A 16,797-nucleotide genomic window follows, 5' to 3' on the forward strand; every position below is an offset into this window, starting at 1 on the left:
TGTGACGCGCTTGACGCTGACCTTGCCACCGCGACATGCTCCAGCTCCTTTGAGCTAAGGCCTGACCATGGACAACAGCCCCGTTCGCATCACTGCAGAAGAGACCCTCTCGAAAAACTGGTACCTACTGAAAAAATACAGCTTCGACCTGCGCCGCCGCGACGGCAGCTGGCAAGCCCAGACCCGCGAGGTCTACGACCGGGGCAACGGCGCAACCATCCTGCTCTACAACCGCGCGCAACGCACGGTGTTGCTGATTCGCCAGTTCCGCATGCCCACCTTCGTCAATGACTACCACGGCTACCTGATCGAAGCGGCAGCCGGGCTGCTGGATAACGCCAGCCCCGAAGAACGCATTCGCCTGGAAGCGGAAGAAGAAACCGGCTACCGCGTGGGGCATGTGGAGAAGATCTACGCCGCGTTCATGAGCCCTGGGTCGGTGACGGAGCGCATTCACTTTTTCATGGGTGAGTATCAGCCGGGTGACCGTGTAGGCACTGGCGGCGGCCTGGAGGAAGAGGGCGAGGATATCGAAGTGCTGGAGCTGGGCTTTGATCAGGCATTGGCGATGGTACAGAGCGGCGAGATTGCCGATGGCAAGACCATCATGCTGTTGCAGCATCTGGAGTTGCGGATGCTCAAAGAAGGTTGGTGAGGCAGGCTTTGCCGTAGGCGCTGGCTTGCCTGCGCTGGCGCCCACCGACTGGCGGCTATTGTCAGAAATTTCCCACAGGAGTACAAATGTACTCCATGACGACTCTAACCCCACGCCGTACCGCCATCCTGACCTTTATCCGCGACCGCATCGCGCAGCAAGGCCAGCCCCCCAGCCTCGCCGAGATCGCCGAGGCGTTCGGCTTTGCCTCGCGCAGCGTTGCGCGCAAGCATGTGCTGGCATTGACCGAAGCCGGTTTTATCGAGGTCAACCCCAATCAGGCCCGGGGCATTCGGCTGCTTAATCAGCCGCCGCGTCCGGAATGGCTGGATGTGCCGGTGCTCGGTCGAGTGGCCGCCGGTTTGCCCATTGGCGCCGACGCTGAAGTGCACAGCCGTCTGCAGTTGGACCCTTCGACCTTCGCGAAAACCCCGGACTACCTGTTGCGGGTGCAGGGCGATTCCATGATCGAGGACGGCATCCTCGACGGTGACCTGGTGGGCGTACGCCGCAGTGCCGAAGCCTTGAATGGGCAGATTGTGGTGGCGCGCCTGGATGGCGAAGTGACCATCAAGCGTTTCGAACGCAGTGGCGACAGCGTGCGCCTGCTGCCGCGCAACCCCGCGTACCAACCCATCGTGGTGGGCCCCGACCAGGACCTGGCCATCGAAGGGGTGTTCTGCGGTTTGGTGAGGCAAGGTTGATGGGCGCCGTCGTTGCACTGGACACGCTGTTCAATGGCGGGCGTGTCTGGAAGGGCCGGCCCGCTGCGCCGCCGGCCAGTGTGCACCCCACCGGGCTGGCGGCGCTGGATGCAGTGCTGCCCACGGGCGGCTGGCCGGAGGCGGCCTTGAGCGAAATCCTCATGGCCAAGGAAGGGGTAGGTGAGTTGCAACTGGTGCTGCCGACCCTGGCGCGCTTATCAAAGGCCGGCGAGCGCATTGTGCTGGTGGCGCCACCTTATACACCGTACCCCCATGCCTGGCAGAACGCCGGGGTGGACCTGCGCCTGCTCTCGGTGATCCAGGCCGAGGAACGCGATGCCCTGTGGGCGGTGGAGCAATGCCTGCGTTCCGGCAGTTGCGGCGCGGTGTTGTGCTGGCCGCGCAAGGCCGATGACCGAGCGCTGCGGCGCCTGCAAGTCTCGGCGGAAACCGGGCAGACCCTGGCGTTTGCCTGGCGCGCCTTGAGCGAGGCGATCAATTCATCGCCCGCGGCGTTGCGCCTGGCGGTCGAGGCCAGGCCCGCGCAGGTGCGGGTGCTCAAGTGCCGGGGCGGGCTGGCGCATCCGACGCCGATTGCCCTGGCGGGGCATTGAGGTTGCCATGCGCTGGGTGTGTATTGTCTTCCCGCAATTGGCGCTGGACGGGGTGCAGCGTGTGCACCCCGAACCGGACCAACCCCTGGCCCTGCTGGCCGGCACGCCACAGCGGCGTGTGCTGCAAACCGTCAATGACGCCGCCCGCGCCCTGGGCCTGCGCCCCGGCCAATCCCTGACCGCCGCGCATGCCCTGGCCAAGACCTTTGCCAGCGCCGAATACGACCCCGCCGAGATCGAGCGCTACCAACAATTCCTCGCCGCCTGGGCCTACCAGTTCAGCTCCCAGGTCAGCCTGTATTACCCGCGTGCCTTGTTGTTCGAGATCGAGTCGAGCCTGGGCCTGTTCGGGCCGTGGCCGCAGTTTGAAGCGCGCTTGCGCAGGGAACTGACCGAGCTGGGTTTTCGTCATCGCATCGTCGCCGCGCCCAACCCGGCAGCAGCGCGGGTGCTGGCCAATATCTATGATGGGCTGGCGGTGCAAGATGACGGCCTGATGCAGGCCCTGGCGCCGCTGCCCATCGACCGCGCCGGCCTCGACCCGCAAGCTGCCACGGCTTTGTCGCGCATGGGCCTGCGCACCCTGGCCCAGGTGCAGGCGCTGCCTCGGCATACCTTGGCGCGACGCTTTGAGGCCAGCCTGCTCAAGCACCTGGATGCACTGGCCGGGCAACGGCCATTGGCCTTGGCGTTTTATCAGCCGCCGGACCGGTTCGATGTGCGCATCGAGCTGAATTTCGATGTGCAATCCCACCAAGCGCTGCTGTTTCCCCTGCGCCGGTTGACCGGTGATCTGTCCGCCTTCCTCTGCGGCCGCGACAGTGGCGTGCAACGCTTTGACCTGCACCTGGAACATGCCCAGGCGCCGGACAGCGTGATCAAGGTCGGGCTGCTCAGCGCCGAGCGTGAAGCGGCGATGCTGTTTGAATTGGCCCGGGGGCGCCTGGAGCAGGTCCAGGTCACCTCACCGGTGCGCGGCTTTCGCCTGGTGGCCCAGGACCTGCCGGTGTTTGTGCCGCAGCGCCAGGACCTGTTCGACGACCGCCCGCAACAGACCTTGCCCTGGGAGCAATTGCGCGAGCGCCTGCGTGCCCGCCTGGGGGATGAGGCGGTGCAGGGCCTGCGCTTTCACGCTGATCACCGCCCCGAATGCGCCTGGCAAGCGGCGGCGGATAAAAACCCGTGCCCGACCCTGAATAAAGTGCAACGCCCCGGCTGGCTGCTGAACGAGCCCACATTATTGGCCGATCACGGCGTGCAGATCCTCATGGGCCCGGAACGCATCGAATCCGGCTGGTGGGACGGCGCCGATGTACGCCGCGACTACTACCTGATCCAGACCCGCGCCGGCCAGCAAGGCTGGGCCTACCGCACTCTAGGGCAGACCGATGGGCTATGGCTGCAAGGCTGGTTCTCATGAACACCACCCCCCCTTGTGGGAGCCGGCTTGCCGGCGAAAATCGCACAGGCACTGCGTTCCCTCTGGCAGCCCACGTCACCGTTAACGACCATCGCCGGCAAGCCAGCGCCTACGGGCAGTGGCGATCATGAGTTACGCCGAGCTGCACTGCCTGTCCAACTTCAGCTTCCAGCGCGGTGCGTCCAGTGCGCTGGAGCTGTTCGAGCGGGCCAAGCGCCAAGGCTATAGCGCCCTGGCGATCACCGACGAGTGCACCTTGGCCGGTATCGTGCGTGCCTGGCAGGCGGCGAAAGCGGTGGAGTTGCCGCTGATTATCGGCAGCGAGGTGCGCATCGAGAACGGCCCGAAACTGGTGTTGCTGGTAGAGGACCTCAGTGGCTACCAGCACCTGTGCCGCTTGATCACCCTGGCTCGGCGGCGTGCCGAAAAAGGCCGCTATCGCCTGCTGCGCGAGGACTTCGCGCAACCACTGCCCGGCCTGCTGGCGCTGTGGATTGCCGAGGACAGTGACACCCAGGCCGATATCCAATGGCTGCGTCGCACCTTCACCGAGTGCCTGTGGCTGGCGGTGCACTTGCACTGCGGCCAGGACGATGCGCGCCACCTGGAACAACGCCTTAACCTGGCCACCAGCCTGCACATTCCGGCGGTGGCCTGCGGTGATGTGCATATGCATGCGCGCGGCCGCCGGGCCCTGCAAGACACCATGACCGCCATCCGTCACCACGTGCCCGTGGCCGAGGCCGGCACGCGCCTGCACCCCAATGGCGAGCGCCATCTGCGCAGCCTCGACGCCCTGGCCGCGTTGTACCCGCAACGCTTGCTCGACGAGACCCAGGCCATTGCCCGTCGTTGCACCTTCGACCTCAGCCAATTGCGCTACCACTACCCACGCGAACTGGTGCCCAGCGGCCACGACGCGAAATCCTGGCTGCGCGCAGTGACCGAAGAGGGCATCGCCCAGCGCTGGCCCCAGGGTGTCGACGCCAAGACCTTGCAGCAGATCAACAAAGAATTGGTGCTGATCAGCGAGCTGGGTTACGAAAGTTATTTCCTGACGGTGCACGACATCGTGCGCTTTGCCCGCAGCCGTTCGATCCTGTGCCAGGGCCGTGGCTCGGCGGCCAACTCGGCAGTGTGCTTCGCCTTGGGCATTACCGAGATCGACCCGAGCCTGACAAACATGCTGTTCGAACGCTTCCTGTCCAAGGAGCGCAACGAACCGCCGGACATCGACGTGGACTTCGAACACGAACGCCGCGAAGAAGTGCTGCAGTACGTGTTCCAGCGCTATGGCCGCACCCGTGCGGCGTTGACGGCCGTGGTCAGCAGCTACCACGCGTCCGGCGCGGTGCGCGATGTGGCCAAGGCCCTTGGGTTGCCGCCGGACCAGATCAACGCCCTGGCCGAGTGCTGCGGGCGCTGGAGTGAAGATGCGCCGCCCTTGGAGCGGCTGCGCGAAGGCGGTTTCGACCCGCAAAGCCCGATCCTGCGCCGCGTGCTCACGCTCACCCAGCAATTGATCGGCTTTCCCCGGCACCTGTCCCAGCACCCCGGCGGCTTCGTGATTTCCGAATACCCGTTGGACACCCTGGTGCCGGTGGAAAACGCCGCCATGGCGGACCGCACCATCATCCAGTGGGACAAGGACGACCTCGACGCCGTCGGCCTGCTCAAGGTGGATATCCTCGCCCTGGGTATGCTCAGCGCGATCCGCCGCTGCTTCGATCTGCTGCGCCGCCATCGCAACCGGGACCTGGCCTTGGCGACCATCCCCAAGGAAGACCCGGCCACCTACGCGATGATCAGCAAGGCCGACACCATCGGTGTGTTCCAGATCGAGTCACGGGCGCAGATGTCGATGCTGCCCAGGCTCAAGCCGCAGACGTTCTATGACCTGGTGATCGAGGTCGCCATCGTGCGGCCCGGGCCGATCCAGGGCGGCATGGTGCACCCGTATCTGCGCCGACGTAACAAGGAAGAGGAAACCACTTATCCGTCACCCCAACTGAAGGTGGTGCTGGAGCGCACCCTGGGCATCCCGCTGTTCCAGGAGCAAGTGATGCAGATCGCCATGGTCGCCGCCGACTATGGCCCCGGCGAGGCAGACCAGTTGCGCCGCTCCATGGCTGCCTGGAAACGCCACGGTGGCCTGGAACCGCACCAGCAGCGCCTGCGTGCCGGCATGCTGAAAAATGGCTACAGCGAAGCCTTTGCCGCGCAGATCTTCGAGCAGATCAAGGGCTTCGGCAGCTATGGTTTCCCCGAATCCCACGCGGCCAGTTTCGCCTTGCTGACCTACGCCAGTTGCTGGCTCAAGTGCCATGAACCGGCAGCCTTCGCCTGCGCGCTGATCAACAGTTGGCCCATGGGTTTCTACAGCCCCGACCAGATCCTGCAGGATGCGCGGCGCCATCGTTTGCAGATCCGGCCGGTGGATGTGCTGGCCAGCGACTGGGATTGCAGCCTTGAGCCCATCGACGGTGCGCAGCCGGCGATTCGCCTGGGCCTGCGCATGATCTCGGGGTTTCGCGAAGAGGATGGACGGCGCATCGAGGCCGCGCGCCAGCACCGTGCGTTCAGCGACATTGCCGATCTCGACGATCGCGCCGGGCTGGAGGCGCGCGCCCAGGCCTTGCTCGCGGATGCCGGTGCCTTGCGCTCCCTGGCCGGCAACCGGCACACCGCCCGTTGGGAAGTGGCCGGCGTGCACAAGCAACTCGGACTGTTTGCCGGCCTGCCCAGCCCGGACGAAGCCGTGGTGGCGTTGCCGGCACCCACGGTGGGCGAAGACCTGCACGCCGACTACGCCACGCTCGGCACGACGCTGGGTCCGCATCCCCTGGCGTTGTTGCGCGCCGAACTGCGCAAGCGACGCTGCCGCAGTTCCCGGGAGCTGATGCAGGTCGAGCATGGGCGCAATGTCAGCGTCGCCGGGTTGGTGACGGGCCGGCAGCGTCCAGGCACGGCGAGCGGGGTGACCTTCGTGACCCTGGAAGATGAGTTCGGCAACCTCAATGTGGTGGTCTGGCGCGACCTCGCCGAGCGTCAGCGCCAAGCGCTGGTAGGGTCGCGGCTGTTGAAGGTGGATGGGCGCTGGGAGGCGGTGGGCGAGGTGCGGCATCTGATTGCCGGGCGTTTGACCGACCTGACCGCGCTGCTGGAAGGCATCCATGTGCGCAGCCGGGATTTCCACTGACGGGGTCTTGCGGCTGCTGTGCCGGATAAGCTATATGCAAATGAAACGATTCATTGCGGCCAGGCTCCAACGCTTTACAGTGGAACAGCGCTCCCCAACAACGCTATCGTCGCCAAGAGCCCAACATGCAATTTTTATCCAATACCCACGGCTGCGAAGGCTGGGGCGGTGAAATGGCCCAGCGGATTCGCGCCTTCGACTGGTCGACCACCGAGTTGGGTCCGATCGACAAGTGGCCCTGCAGCCTGAGCAGCGCGGTGCAAATGCTGCTGGCTTCCCCCATGCCCATGGTGATGCTGTGGGGGTCGGTGGGGTACATGATCTACAACGACAGTTACTCCGTGTTTGCCGGCGGTCGCCACCCGTACCTGCTGGGCAAGCCTGTGGAACTGGGCTGGCCGGAAGTCGCCGATTTCAACCGCAATGTGCTGGATACCTGCCTGGCCGGGGGAACGTTGTCGTACCGCAATTTTCCATTGGAATTGTTGCGCAACGGCCAGCCGGAAGAAGTCTGGATGGACCTTTCCTACAGCCCAGTGGCCGATGATCACCATCAACCCGCCGGGGTCCTGGTGATCGTCACCGAGACTACCGAGCACGTGAAGTCCGAACGGGTGCGCCAGGAGCTGACGCACAACCTCGAACAACGGGTGGCCGAGGAAGTGCATGCACGTTCCACCGCCGAAGCCCAGCTGCGCCAGTCGCAGAAGCTCGAGGCCATCGGCGGCCTTACGGGTGGCGTGGCCCACGACTTCAATAACCTGTTGCAAGTGATCGCCGGCAACCTGCACCTGCTGTCGCGACATGAACCGGATAACCCCCAGGTGCAGCGCCGGGTCGCCGCCGCCATCGCGGCAGTGGAGCGCGGCGCCAAGCTGTCGTCACAGCTGCTCGCGTTCGCGCGCCGCCAACCCTTGTCGCCAGCGGTGTACAACCCGCAACGTATCTACGCAGGCCTCGGCGAATTGCTGCAGCGAGCGCTGGGCGAAACCATTCGCCTCGATGTGCAGTTGCCCCAGGACTCCTGGTGCATCAACGTCGACCGCAACCAATTGGAAAACGCGCTGCTCAACCTGGCGATCAATGCCCGGGATGCCATGTTCGGTGAAGGCGTGATTCGCATCACTGGCGATAACATCATACTCAACCCTGACGATTGCGTGGGTAAAAGCATCAAGCCTGGCGAGTATGTGCGGCTGGCGGTCACCGATATCGGTGTGGGGATGTCGCCGGCGGTCCTGGCGCGGGTGTTCGAGCCGTTTTTCACCACCAAGCGCAATGGTCACGGCACTGGCCTTGGCCTGAGCATGGTGTTTGGCTTCGTGCGCCAAAGCGGTGGGCATGTCGAGCTGTGGAGCGAGGAAGGCAAGGGCACAGTGGTGCAGATGTACTTCCCGCGCAGCCTCGGCGAAGAGGTCGAGGAAACCCACGGTGAGTCAGCGCTGCATGCCGCGGGCCACGAGACCATCCTGGTGGTTGAAGACAACGAAGACGTGCGCTGCACCGTCGTCGAACTGCTGGAGCAGTCGGGCTATACCGTGCTCACGGCCGAAGACGGTGACCGCGCGATGCATATGCTGAAGGCGGGCGTGAAACCGGAGCTGATCTTCACCGACGTGGTAATGCCCGGCCGCATCAAGAGCACGGACCTGGCCGCCTGGGCCCGTGAGCAAACCCCGCCGGTGGCGGTGCTGTTCACCTCCGGCCACACCCGCGACATTCTCTCCAGCAACCACCTGCTGAGCCCCGACATTCATCTGCTGAGCAAGCCCTACAGTCCCGAAGCCCTGGCGCAACGGGTCCGCAGCGTGCTCTGCGCCCGATAAGGTTGCACATGACTTCACAGCGCACTCTCCCCCCGATCACTGCCCAGCAGCACGGCTTTGTCCGTGTGCGCGGCGCCCGCGAACACAACCTGCGCAACGTCGATGTGGACATCCCCCGGGACGCCCTGGTGGTGTTCACCGGGGTGTCGGGTTCCGGCAAATCGTCCCTGGCGTTTTCCACGGTGTATGCCGAGGCACAGCGGCGTTATTTCGAGTCGGTGGCGCCGTATGCGCGGCGGCTGATCGACCAGGTCGGGGTGCCCGACGTGGACAGCATCGAAGGCCTGCCGCCCGCAGTAGCCCTGCAACAGCAACGCGGCACGCCGAGTGCGCGCTCGTCGGTGGGCAGCGTGACCACCTTGTCGAGCCTGATCCGCATGCTGTATTCCCGCGCCGGCAGTTATCCGCCGGGGCAGGCGATGCTGTATGCCGAGGATTTCTCACCGAACCTGCCTCAAGGTGCCTGCCCGCAGTGCCATGGCCTGGGCCGTGTGTATGAGGTGACCGAGGCGCTGATGGTGCCGGATCCGTCCCTGACCATTCGCCAGCGTGCGGTGGCCTCCTGGCCGCTGGCATGGCAAGGCCAGAACCAGCGCGACATCCTGGTGACCCTGGGCTATGACGTGGACATTCCCTGGCGCGACCTGCCAAAAAAGCAGCGCGACTGGATCCTGTTTACCGAAGAAACCCCCACCGTCCCGGTGTACGCCGGCTTTACCCCGGCACAGACCCGCGATGCGTTGAAATGCAAGGTGGAGCCGAGTTACCAGGGCACGTTCGTCGGCGCGCGGCGCTACATCCTGCACACCTTCACCCACACCCAAAGCGCACTGATGAAAAAGCGCGTCTCGCAGTTCATGCAGGGCAGCGCCTGCCCGCTGTGCGACGGTAAGCGCCTGACCAAGGCGGCACTGTCGGTGAAGTTTGCCGGAGTGGACATTGGTGAGTTGTCGCAACTGTCGTTGGCGCAGTTGGCCGAACTGCTGCGGCCCGTGGCGGCGGGGCAGGACAAGATGAAACTGTCCGTGGAAAAACGCCTGGCCGCGCAGCGCATCGCCCAAGACCTGCTTGAGCGGGTCAGCACCTTGACCGAGTTGGGGCTGGGTTATCTGTCCCTGGAACGCAGTACGCCGACCTTGTCATCCGGGGAGCTACAGCGGCTGCGCCTGGCCACGCAGCTGGGTTCGCAGTTGTTCGGTGTGATCTACGTGCTGGATGAACCCTCGGCAGGTTTGCACCCTGCGGATGGCGAGGCATTGTTCACTGCGCTGGACCGCTTGAAAGCGGCGGGCAACTCGCTGTTTGTGGTGGAGCATGACCTGGAAACCATGCGCCGCGCCGACTGGCTGATCGATGTCGGCCCGGCAGCTGGCGAGCACGGTGGGCAAGTGCTGTACAGCGGTCCGCCTGCGGGGCTGGCGCAGGTGGAGGCGTCGCAGACACGTGAGTACCTGTTCGCTGAGCAGCGCGTGGCGAATCACCCACGTCGCGAGCCCACGGGCTGGCTGAAACTGGAAGGGGTCACGCGCAATAACCTCGACGACCTGAGCGTCGATTTCCCACTCGGCTGCTTTACGGCGGTCACCGGGATTTCTGGCTCGGGCAAGTCCAGCCTGGTCAGCCAGGCGCTGTTGGAATTGGTGGGCGCTGGCCTTGGACGCGTGCTGGAAAATGACGAAGAACCGAGCCTGGAAGACGACGCGCCGCAAACCAGCGGCGGGCGGATCAGCGCCGGGCTCGAACACATACGTCGCCTGGTGCAGGTGGACCAGAAACCTATTGGCCGCACGCCGCGCTCCAACCTGGCGACCTATACCGGGCTGTTCGACAACGTGCGCAAACTGTTCGCAGCCACGCCGGCAGCGAAGAAGCGTCACTACGATGCCGGGCAGTTCTCCTTCAACGTTGCCAAGGGCCGTTGCCCGAATTGCGAGGGTGAGGGCTTTGTCAGTGTTGAATTGCTGTTCATGCCCAGCGTGTACGCGCCATGCCCGACCTGTCATGGGGCGCGCTATAACCCCGAGACCCTGGCGATCAAATGGCAAGGCCTGAGTATCGCCCAAGTGCTGGGGCTGACAGTGGAGCAGGCGGTGGACGTGTTTGCCGAGCAGCCTGGCGTGCTGCGTTCACTGCAGGTGCTGCGGGACATCGGCCTGGGGTATCTGCGCCTGGGCCAGCCGGCGACCGAGTTATCGGGTGGCGAAGCGCAGCGGATCAAACTGGCGACCGAGCTGCAACGCAATGCACGGGGCGCCACCTTGTATGTACTGGATGAGCCCACCACCGGCTTGCATCCGCGCGACGTCGACCGCTTGCTCAGCCAGTTGAACCACTTGGTGGACGCGGGGCATACGGTGGTTGTGGTGGAGCATGAGATGCGCGTGGTGGCGCAGAGTGACTGGGTGATCGATATTGGGCCGGGGGCCGGGGATCTGGGGGGGAAGGTGGTGGTCAGCGGCACGCCGCAGAAGGTTGCGACGAGCAAGAAAAGCCGGACGGCGCCGTTCCTCGCCAAGGAATTAATCTAACCGCCAACACCAGAACAAGTCTGGGAGCGGGCTTGCTCGCGAATACGGAGTATCAGGCGACAAAAATATCGACTGATCTACCGATTTCGCGAGCAAGCCCGCTCCCACATTGTGACTCACTGTTGATTCAGTTGGATCTGCGCTTTCGCCTGCTTCACTACGTTTTCCACGGTAAACCCGAACTTCTCCTGTAACTTGGCCAACGGCGCCGACGCGCCGAAGCTGTTCATCACGACCTTGGCGCCGGTCTGGCCCACGTACCGGTCCCAGCCTAACGGGCCTGCCTGTTCCACCACTACCCGCGCCTTCACCGCTGGCGGCAGCACGCTGTCGCGGTAGGCCTGGTCCTGGTCTTCAAACAATTCCCAGCTGGGCATGGACACCACCTGAGCGGCAATGCCCTCTTGGGTCAGTTGCTCATAAGCCGCAACGGCCAGGCCGACTTCGCTGCCGGTCGCCAGCAGAATCACCTTGGGCTCGTCGGCACCCGCCAACACATAAGCGCCCTTGGCCGCACCGGACGCCGGCGCGTATTGGCTGCGATCCAGTGTCGGCAACGGTTGGCGCGACAACACCACGCAACTCGGCCGATGGGTTTGCGCCAGGGCCACCTTCCACAGCTCCAGGGTTTCATTCGCGTCACCCGGTCGCAGCGTCAGCAATCCTGGGGTCGCACGCAACTGCGTGAGGTGCTCGATCGGCTGGTGCGTCGGCCCATCTTCGCCCACGCCAATCGAGTCATGGGTGAACACAAACACCACCGGCAACTCCATGATTGCCGCCAGGCGGATCGGCGGTTTCATGTAGTCGCTGAACACCAGGAAGGTCGAGGTATAGGGCCGCAGGTACGACAGCGCCATGCCATTGGCAATCGCGCCCATGGCGTGTTCACGAATGCCGAAGTGCAGGTTGCGCCCGCTGTAGTCGTCGGCGCTGAAACGCCCGGCGCCGTCGAAGGTGAGGTTGGTCTTGGTCGACGGTGACAGGTCGGCCGAGCCGCCCAGCAGCCAGGGGATCTGTTCGGCAAACGCATTCAGCACCTTGCCGCCGGAAGCACGACTGGCGATGCCCTTGGCGTCGGTATCGAAATCCGGTAGGTGTTTCTGCCAGTGCTCCGGCATTTCCCCGGCACGCATACGCCTCAATTCATCGGCCAATTCCGGTTCGTACTGTTCCAGCTGGGACAGGTGCTCGCTCCACTTTTCATACAGCGGCTCGCTGCGCTCAAGCAAAACATCATGCAATTGCGTGCGCACATCATCGGGCACCAGGAAGCTGGAATCCTCGGGCCAACCATAGGCTGCCTTGGTCAGGCGAATTTCCTCTTCGCCCAGGGGCTCGCCATGGGCGGCGGCCGTGTTGTGTTTGTGCGGGGAGCCGTAGCCGATCACGCTGTCGACCACAATCAGGGTGGGCGCGCCGCGGTTGCAATGGAACGCCTCCAAGGCGTTGCTCAGGGCTTGCAAGTCGTTGGCATCGGTCACGTGCAGGGTGTGCCACCCATACGCCTGGAAGCGCTTGATCACATCTTCGCTGAACGCCAGCTCAGTGTGGCCTTCGATGCTGATGGTGTTGTTGTCATATATCCAGCACAACTTGTCCAGTTTCAAATGCCCGGCCATGGATGCCGCTTCGCCGCTGATGCCCTCCATCATGTCACCGTCGCCGCACAGGGTGTAGACGTTGTAGTCGAACAGGGTTTTTTCTTCGCGGTTGAAGCGTTTGGCCAGCCAACGCTCGGCCATCGCCATGCCGACGCTGTTGGCACAGCCCTGGCCGAGCGGGCCGGTGGTGGTCTCCACCCCAGTGGTCATACGGTATTCGGGGTGGCCCGGGGTTTTGGAGCCCGCTTGGCGAAACTGCTTGATATCGTCCAGGCTGACAGCGGCCTGACCGGTGCGCTTGCCGTCGGCATCCAGTTCCACCACACCGGCCAGGTGCAGCAGCGAATACAGCAACATCGAGGCATGGCCGACGGACAGCACAAACCGATCACGGCTGGGCCAGTCGGGATGTTGCGGGTGATAACGCAGGAAACGACTCCACAGCGTATAACCCACCGGCGCCAGGCCCATGGGCGTGCCCGGATGGCCGGAATTTGCCTTTTGCACGGCGTCCATGGCCAGGGTGCGGATCGTGTTGATGCATTGGGTGTCGACAGCGGTGGCAGCATGAGTCATGAAACCGGTCTCCCTCGGGTGGCTATCTAGAGTGGAGGGCAGGGCGCGGCAAAGGTTTGATCCAAACGCCTGCGCCGCGACGAACGGGGCCTTATTGACCCCGGACATGACAAGACCCCTCGCAATGGTCTAGCTTCTAGGGCGTAAGCCATTGATCAACTTGCGGAGGTACGCCATGCCAGTGAAACACGACCTGTATCAGGACTTGGGGTTGAGCAAGGAAGTCGTTCACGAACGCAGGGCCAATGACAAACGCCTGGACTCGCTGCTCACGCAGTACGACGACGCGGACAAGGAAGTGCTGAAGGCGGAATCGGCAAGCGCCGGCGATGAAGAGGTGGAGAAGCTGAAGAAGAAACGCTTGTTGATCAAAGACGAGATTGTGGCGAAGTTGGAGTAGGCCACCGTCCGCGTTCCTACGGGGCGCGGACACATTTATTCAGAATTGTCCGGGGGACAGGAGTCTTCCCACTGCCTATCATGCCGACCGCCCACCCGGCTCTGGGGACTTTTTGCGGCGCAAGGATTGCGCTGGTGAGCCGGGTGGGCACTTCATTTCATGCCAGCAGTGTTCTCGTGCATTCATCGACAGAGCGCTGCTGCGTCTCGCCATACAGCTTCAATTCATCAATCGTCTGGCGCCCCAGTGCCTTTTCAAACTCAGCCTGGTTCGAGTTCGCCGCGTAGTGACTCTGCGCCGCGTCCCCCAGGTTCGACTGGAAAATCCCCGCTGCACTCACCGGCAGGAAGTCCTCATACACCAACGGCTCCACATCGATATGGCCCGCCGCGATCAGTGCTTGCAGTGTGCGCGGTTGCTCGGCTGTGCCACGTGCTGCCACACCTTGCGCGGTGGGGAAGTAGCGGAAGTACGCCAGGCCCTGGTCACGCATCTGCGCGTGGTTATCCGGGAAGGCCTGGAAGTGCTGTTCCATCAATTCGACATAACGTGCGGCGTTGCCCTCATTGGGAAAGGCGCCGAGTTCGTCGCGTGCGGCGTTCAGGAGTTGGTCGTACAGTGCGCGGCCCTTGGGGGTGAGGGCGACGCCGCGCTGTTCGATTTCGCCAAACCGTGCGCTGTGGCTGCCTTGGGCGTCGGTGAAGGCGATGGGTTCGTCGAGGGCTTTAAAGCTGGTCTGGCGCAGCAGGATTGGGCAGTGGCGGCGGGGCGGGCCTTCGATCACGGCCTTGGGGGTGATGCCCTTGCCGGGCATGGCGGCCTGGACCTGGTCGATGTCCAGGGTGCGCGGGGTCAGGTGGTTGATGTGCGGGCCTTTGAAGGCGACCACGTCGGCGATCAGGCGGTGCTGGTCGCTCAGTTGCTGGTACTGCGCGCCGGTGACGGTGGCGGTGTGGTGCCAGCGGAAGGTTTCCAGGGCCTGGCGGATAAACTCGTCGGCGTCCTGGGCATTGAGGCCGCCGTGCTGTTCCGCTTGTTCGATCAGCGCCAAGGCGCCTGGGGTGAAGATCGAACGCTTGGCCAGCGCCGCTTCGGCGAAGGCGCGCAGCTCGGGGTTTTCGATCAGTTCCAGGCGCAGCAATGAGGTGAATACCCGAAACGGACTGGTTTGCAGCGCCTGCTCGTGCACCGCGCGAAAGGCGGTGGAGTGCACCGGCACGCCGGCCGGGGTCAGGTCGTAGTAGCCCACCGGCTGCATGCCCATCACCGCGAACAAGCGGCAGATGGTCGCCAGCTCAGCGGCGGTGCCCAGGCGGATCGCGCCGTGGCGTTCCATGTCCAGGCGCTGGATTTCGCCGGTGCGTTGCAGCTGTTGCGCCAGCTGCGGTTGGGTGTCGAGCACGTGGGCATTGGTCTCGGCCACCAGTTCCATCAGCGCGCCATACAGCGGAACTTCATCCCGGTACATGTCGGACATGGCCTTGGAAAAGCCCTTGCGGATCTCGTCTGGGCTGACATGTGCGGTGCTAGGCATAGAAAAATTCCTGATGGCTATGGCGATGAATGTGGCCTTTGCCTGGATTCTGTTGAGCGCCAGGCCAAGTGGCAAACGAAGATTCTTCAGGACTTCATTCTGCAAATGAATGAGATGACGTGAAGATGACAAAAAACGGCCTGTGCGAAATTTCATTTTCACGCGTTTTTCCTAACTAATTCTTCACGGAACCCGCCCCGGTCGGCATGAAAGAATCGTCACGTTTGCAAGGATGAAAACGCCGTTATGCACATCACGCACATAAAAAAATGTTTAGGGGCCGTCGTTAATGAAAATTTCTACACTGGCGTTGTCGATCACCGCCGCCGTTCTTGCACAACACGCATTCGCTGACGATTTCGGGCTCGGCTCTCTGGGCACGGGCAATGGTCACAGCGGTTTCCTCGAAGACAGCCATGCGTCCGTCAGTTCGCGGACCATGTACTACAGCGCAGACAACCGCTGGGGGACCAACAACGATCTGCGCGAAGCCGCCACCGCGCTGCGTTTTGACTACAAATCCGGGTTCACCCAGGGCACGGTTGGCCTTGGTTTCGACGTCATGGCCTTCGGTGCGCTGCGCCTGGACGGTGGTGATGGTCACACCGCGGGCCCAGGCTTGGCGGGCAACGGCAACAGCTTCTTCCCGACCAAGAACAACGGCACCGAGCCTGCCGATTCCTTCGGTCGCGCGGCGGGCAATGTGAAGTTCCGAATCTCCCAGACCGAGTTGCACGTGGGTGGCGGCTTGGCGCCGGTCTTGCCGATCCTGGTGTCCAACGACAGCCGCGTGGCACCGCAGACCTTCGACGGCGGCATCCTGACCTCGAATGACATTCCCAATGTCACCTTCACTGGTGGTGAGCTGAACCGCGCCGAAGGCCGTGCCTCCAGCAACTCCACAGGCTTGAGCGTGGCAGGCGGCACCCGCGACAGCGACAGCTTCAAATTCGGCGGGGTGGACTACAAGCCGTTTGGTTCTTCCGACAATGTGGTCGCGAAAAACCTGACGTTGCAGTACTACTACGCCCAACTGCAAGACTTCTACAAACAGAACTACGTCGGCCTGGTCCACGTACTGCCGTTGGGCAATGACCAGTCGTTCAAGACCGACCTGCGCTACTTCGACAGCTCCAGCGACGGCAAGAACGGCGAGAGCGGCTACCAGTTCAATAACAACGGTGGCTACGCCAAGCACGCCAACGAAGTGGACAACAAAACCTACAGTGCGGCCTTCACCTATCAGTTGGGTGGCAGCAGCCTGATGCTCGGCCACATCGGCGTGGGTGACGACGGCGGCTTCGTGTGGGTCAACCAGGGCAGCCTGGCCGACCCTCACGCACAAGGTGCCGGCGGCAGCGACTTCTACCTGTTCACCGACGCCGTGGTCGGCCAGTTCTCCCGCGCGGGCGAGCAGGTCAACTTTGGCCAGTACTCGTATGACTTCAAGGCCTACGTTCCTGGCTTGAAGGCATCCGTGGCTTACCTGGACGGTTCGGACATCAAGTCGAAGGTCGCCGGCGGCCCTGACCAGAAAGAAAACGAAGCCGACTTCCGCCTGGACTACGTGGTGCAGGCCGGTCCTCTGAAAGGCTTCGGTACCACCTTGCGTACCGGCACCTATCACGGCAAGAACACCGGCACCGCCGACCAGGATCAAACCCGCCTGATCTTCAACTACACCTACGCCATCTTCTAAGTCTTCATGTGCACCCGGGCGTCATTGGGCTCTACACT

The 16,797-nt window shown here is 63.4% G+C and carries 11 protein-coding genes; 9 read left to right on the forward strand and 2 right to left on the reverse strand.

The features are described from left to right. The first annotated feature begins 67 nt into the window (after nt 1–67). From KHP07_RS06540 to uvrA, 7 genes are all read left to right on the forward strand, one after another. Nucleotides 68–655, forward strand: a complete 588-nt coding sequence (locus KHP07_RS06540) for an NUDIX domain-containing protein (RefSeq protein ID WP_078048831.1) — start codon at nt 68–70, stop codon at nt 653–655. A gap of 86 nt (nt 656–741) precedes the next feature. Beyond that, nucleotides 742–1,359: a transcriptional repressor LexA gene (gene lexA / locus KHP07_RS06545; RefSeq protein WP_065874700.1), complete on the forward strand. Its 618-nt coding sequence runs from the start codon at nt 742–744 to the stop codon at nt 1,357–1,359. After that, entirely contained in the window at nt 1,359–1,973 is a 615-nt protein-coding gene (imuA, locus tag KHP07_RS06550; RefSeq protein ID WP_214496820.1) for a translesion DNA synthesis-associated protein ImuA, read from the forward strand. Before lexA ends, imuA begins: the two co-directional genes overlap by 1 nt. A gap of 7 nt (nt 1,974–1,980) precedes the next feature. Then, nucleotides 1,981–3,393, forward strand: coding sequence for a Y-family DNA polymerase (locus tag KHP07_RS06555; protein WP_078048829.1), 1,413 nt, complete (start codon nt 1,981–1,983; stop codon nt 3,391–3,393). 127 nt (nt 3,394–3,520) lie between these two features. After that, entirely contained in the window at nt 3,521–6,592 is a 3,072-nt protein-coding gene (locus tag KHP07_RS06560) for an error-prone DNA polymerase (RefSeq protein WP_214496821.1), read from the forward strand. 125 nt (nt 6,593–6,717) lie between these two features. Continuing rightward, a complete protein-coding gene (locus KHP07_RS06565; protein ID WP_078048827.1) occupies nt 6,718–8,418 on the forward strand; it encodes an ATP-binding protein in 1,701 nt (566 codons plus the stop codon). 8 nt (nt 8,419–8,426) lie between these two features. Next, nucleotides 8,427–10,946 (forward strand): excinuclease ABC subunit UvrA, encoded by a 2,520-nt coding sequence (gene uvrA / locus KHP07_RS06570; RefSeq protein WP_214496822.1) that lies wholly within the window; start codon nt 8,427–8,429, stop codon nt 10,944–10,946. A gap of 116 nt (nt 10,947–11,062) precedes the next feature. Here uvrA and tkt read toward each other — a convergent pair whose 3' ends face one another. Next, entirely contained in the window at nt 11,063–13,126 is a 2,064-nt protein-coding gene (gene tkt / locus KHP07_RS06575; protein ID WP_214496823.1) for a transketolase, read from the reverse strand. 175 nt (nt 13,127–13,301) lie between these two features. Between tkt and KHP07_RS06580 the strand changes: the two genes are divergently transcribed. Further along, the gene (locus tag KHP07_RS06580) at nt 13,302–13,526 is read left to right on the forward strand and encodes a DUF465 domain-containing protein (protein ID WP_099491695.1); all 225 of its coding nucleotides are present in this window, start codon (nt 13,302–13,304) and stop codon (nt 13,524–13,526) included. A 157-nt stretch (nt 13,527–13,683) separates the two neighbouring features. Here KHP07_RS06580 and hglS read toward each other — a convergent pair whose 3' ends face one another. Then, nucleotides 13,684–15,060, reverse strand: coding sequence for a 2-oxoadipate dioxygenase/decarboxylase HglS (gene hglS / locus KHP07_RS06585; protein ID WP_078048823.1), 1,377 nt, complete (start codon nt 15,058–15,060; stop codon nt 13,684–13,686). A 289-nt stretch (nt 15,061–15,349) separates the two neighbouring features. Between hglS and KHP07_RS06590 the strand changes: the two genes are divergently transcribed. Further along, nucleotides 15,350–16,759, forward strand: coding sequence for an OprD family outer membrane porin (locus KHP07_RS06590; RefSeq protein ID WP_214496824.1), 1,410 nt, complete (start codon nt 15,350–15,352; stop codon nt 16,757–16,759). Nucleotides 16,760–16,797 lie beyond the last annotated feature (38 nt).

The organism is Pseudomonas sp. VS40 (genome assembly GCF_018587885.1).
GTDB lineage: Bacteria > Pseudomonadota > Gammaproteobacteria > Pseudomonadales > Pseudomonadaceae > Aquipseudomonas > Aquipseudomonas pergaminensis.

Excerpts from the sequence above, each read along its gene's own strand:
- hglS (WP_078048823.1), bottom strand. The coding sequence starts at position 15,060 with ATGCCTAGCACCGCACATGTCAGCCCAGACGAGATCCGCAAGGGCTTT.
- KHP07_RS06540 (WP_078048831.1), top strand. The coding sequence starts at position 68 with ATGGACAACAGCCCCGTTCGCATCACTGCAGAAGAGACCCTCTCGAAA.
- KHP07_RS06590 (WP_214496824.1), top strand. The coding sequence starts at position 15,350 with ATGAAAATTTCTACACTGGCGTTGTCGATCACCGCCGCCGTTCTTGCA.
- lexA (WP_065874700.1), top strand. The coding sequence starts at position 742 with ATGTACTCCATGACGACTCTAACCCCACGCCGTACCGCCATCCTGACC.
- uvrA (WP_214496822.1), top strand. The coding sequence starts at position 8,427 with ATGACTTCACAGCGCACTCTCCCCCCGATCACTGCCCAGCAGCACGGC.
- tkt (WP_214496823.1), bottom strand. The coding sequence starts at position 13,126 with ATGACTCATGCTGCCACCGCTGTCGACACCCAATGCATCAACACGATC.
- KHP07_RS06560 (WP_214496821.1), top strand. The coding sequence starts at position 3,521 with ATGAGTTACGCCGAGCTGCACTGCCTGTCCAACTTCAGCTTCCAGCGC.
- imuA (WP_214496820.1), top strand. The coding sequence starts at position 1,359 with ATGGGCGCCGTCGTTGCACTGGACACGCTGTTCAATGGCGGGCGTGTC.
- KHP07_RS06555 (WP_078048829.1), top strand. The coding sequence starts at position 1,981 with ATGCGCTGGGTGTGTATTGTCTTCCCGCAATTGGCGCTGGACGGGGTG.
- KHP07_RS06580 (WP_099491695.1), top strand. The coding sequence starts at position 13,302 with ATGCCAGTGAAACACGACCTGTATCAGGACTTGGGGTTGAGCAAGGAA.
- KHP07_RS06565 (WP_078048827.1), top strand. The coding sequence starts at position 6,718 with ATGCAATTTTTATCCAATACCCACGGCTGCGAAGGCTGGGGCGGTGAA.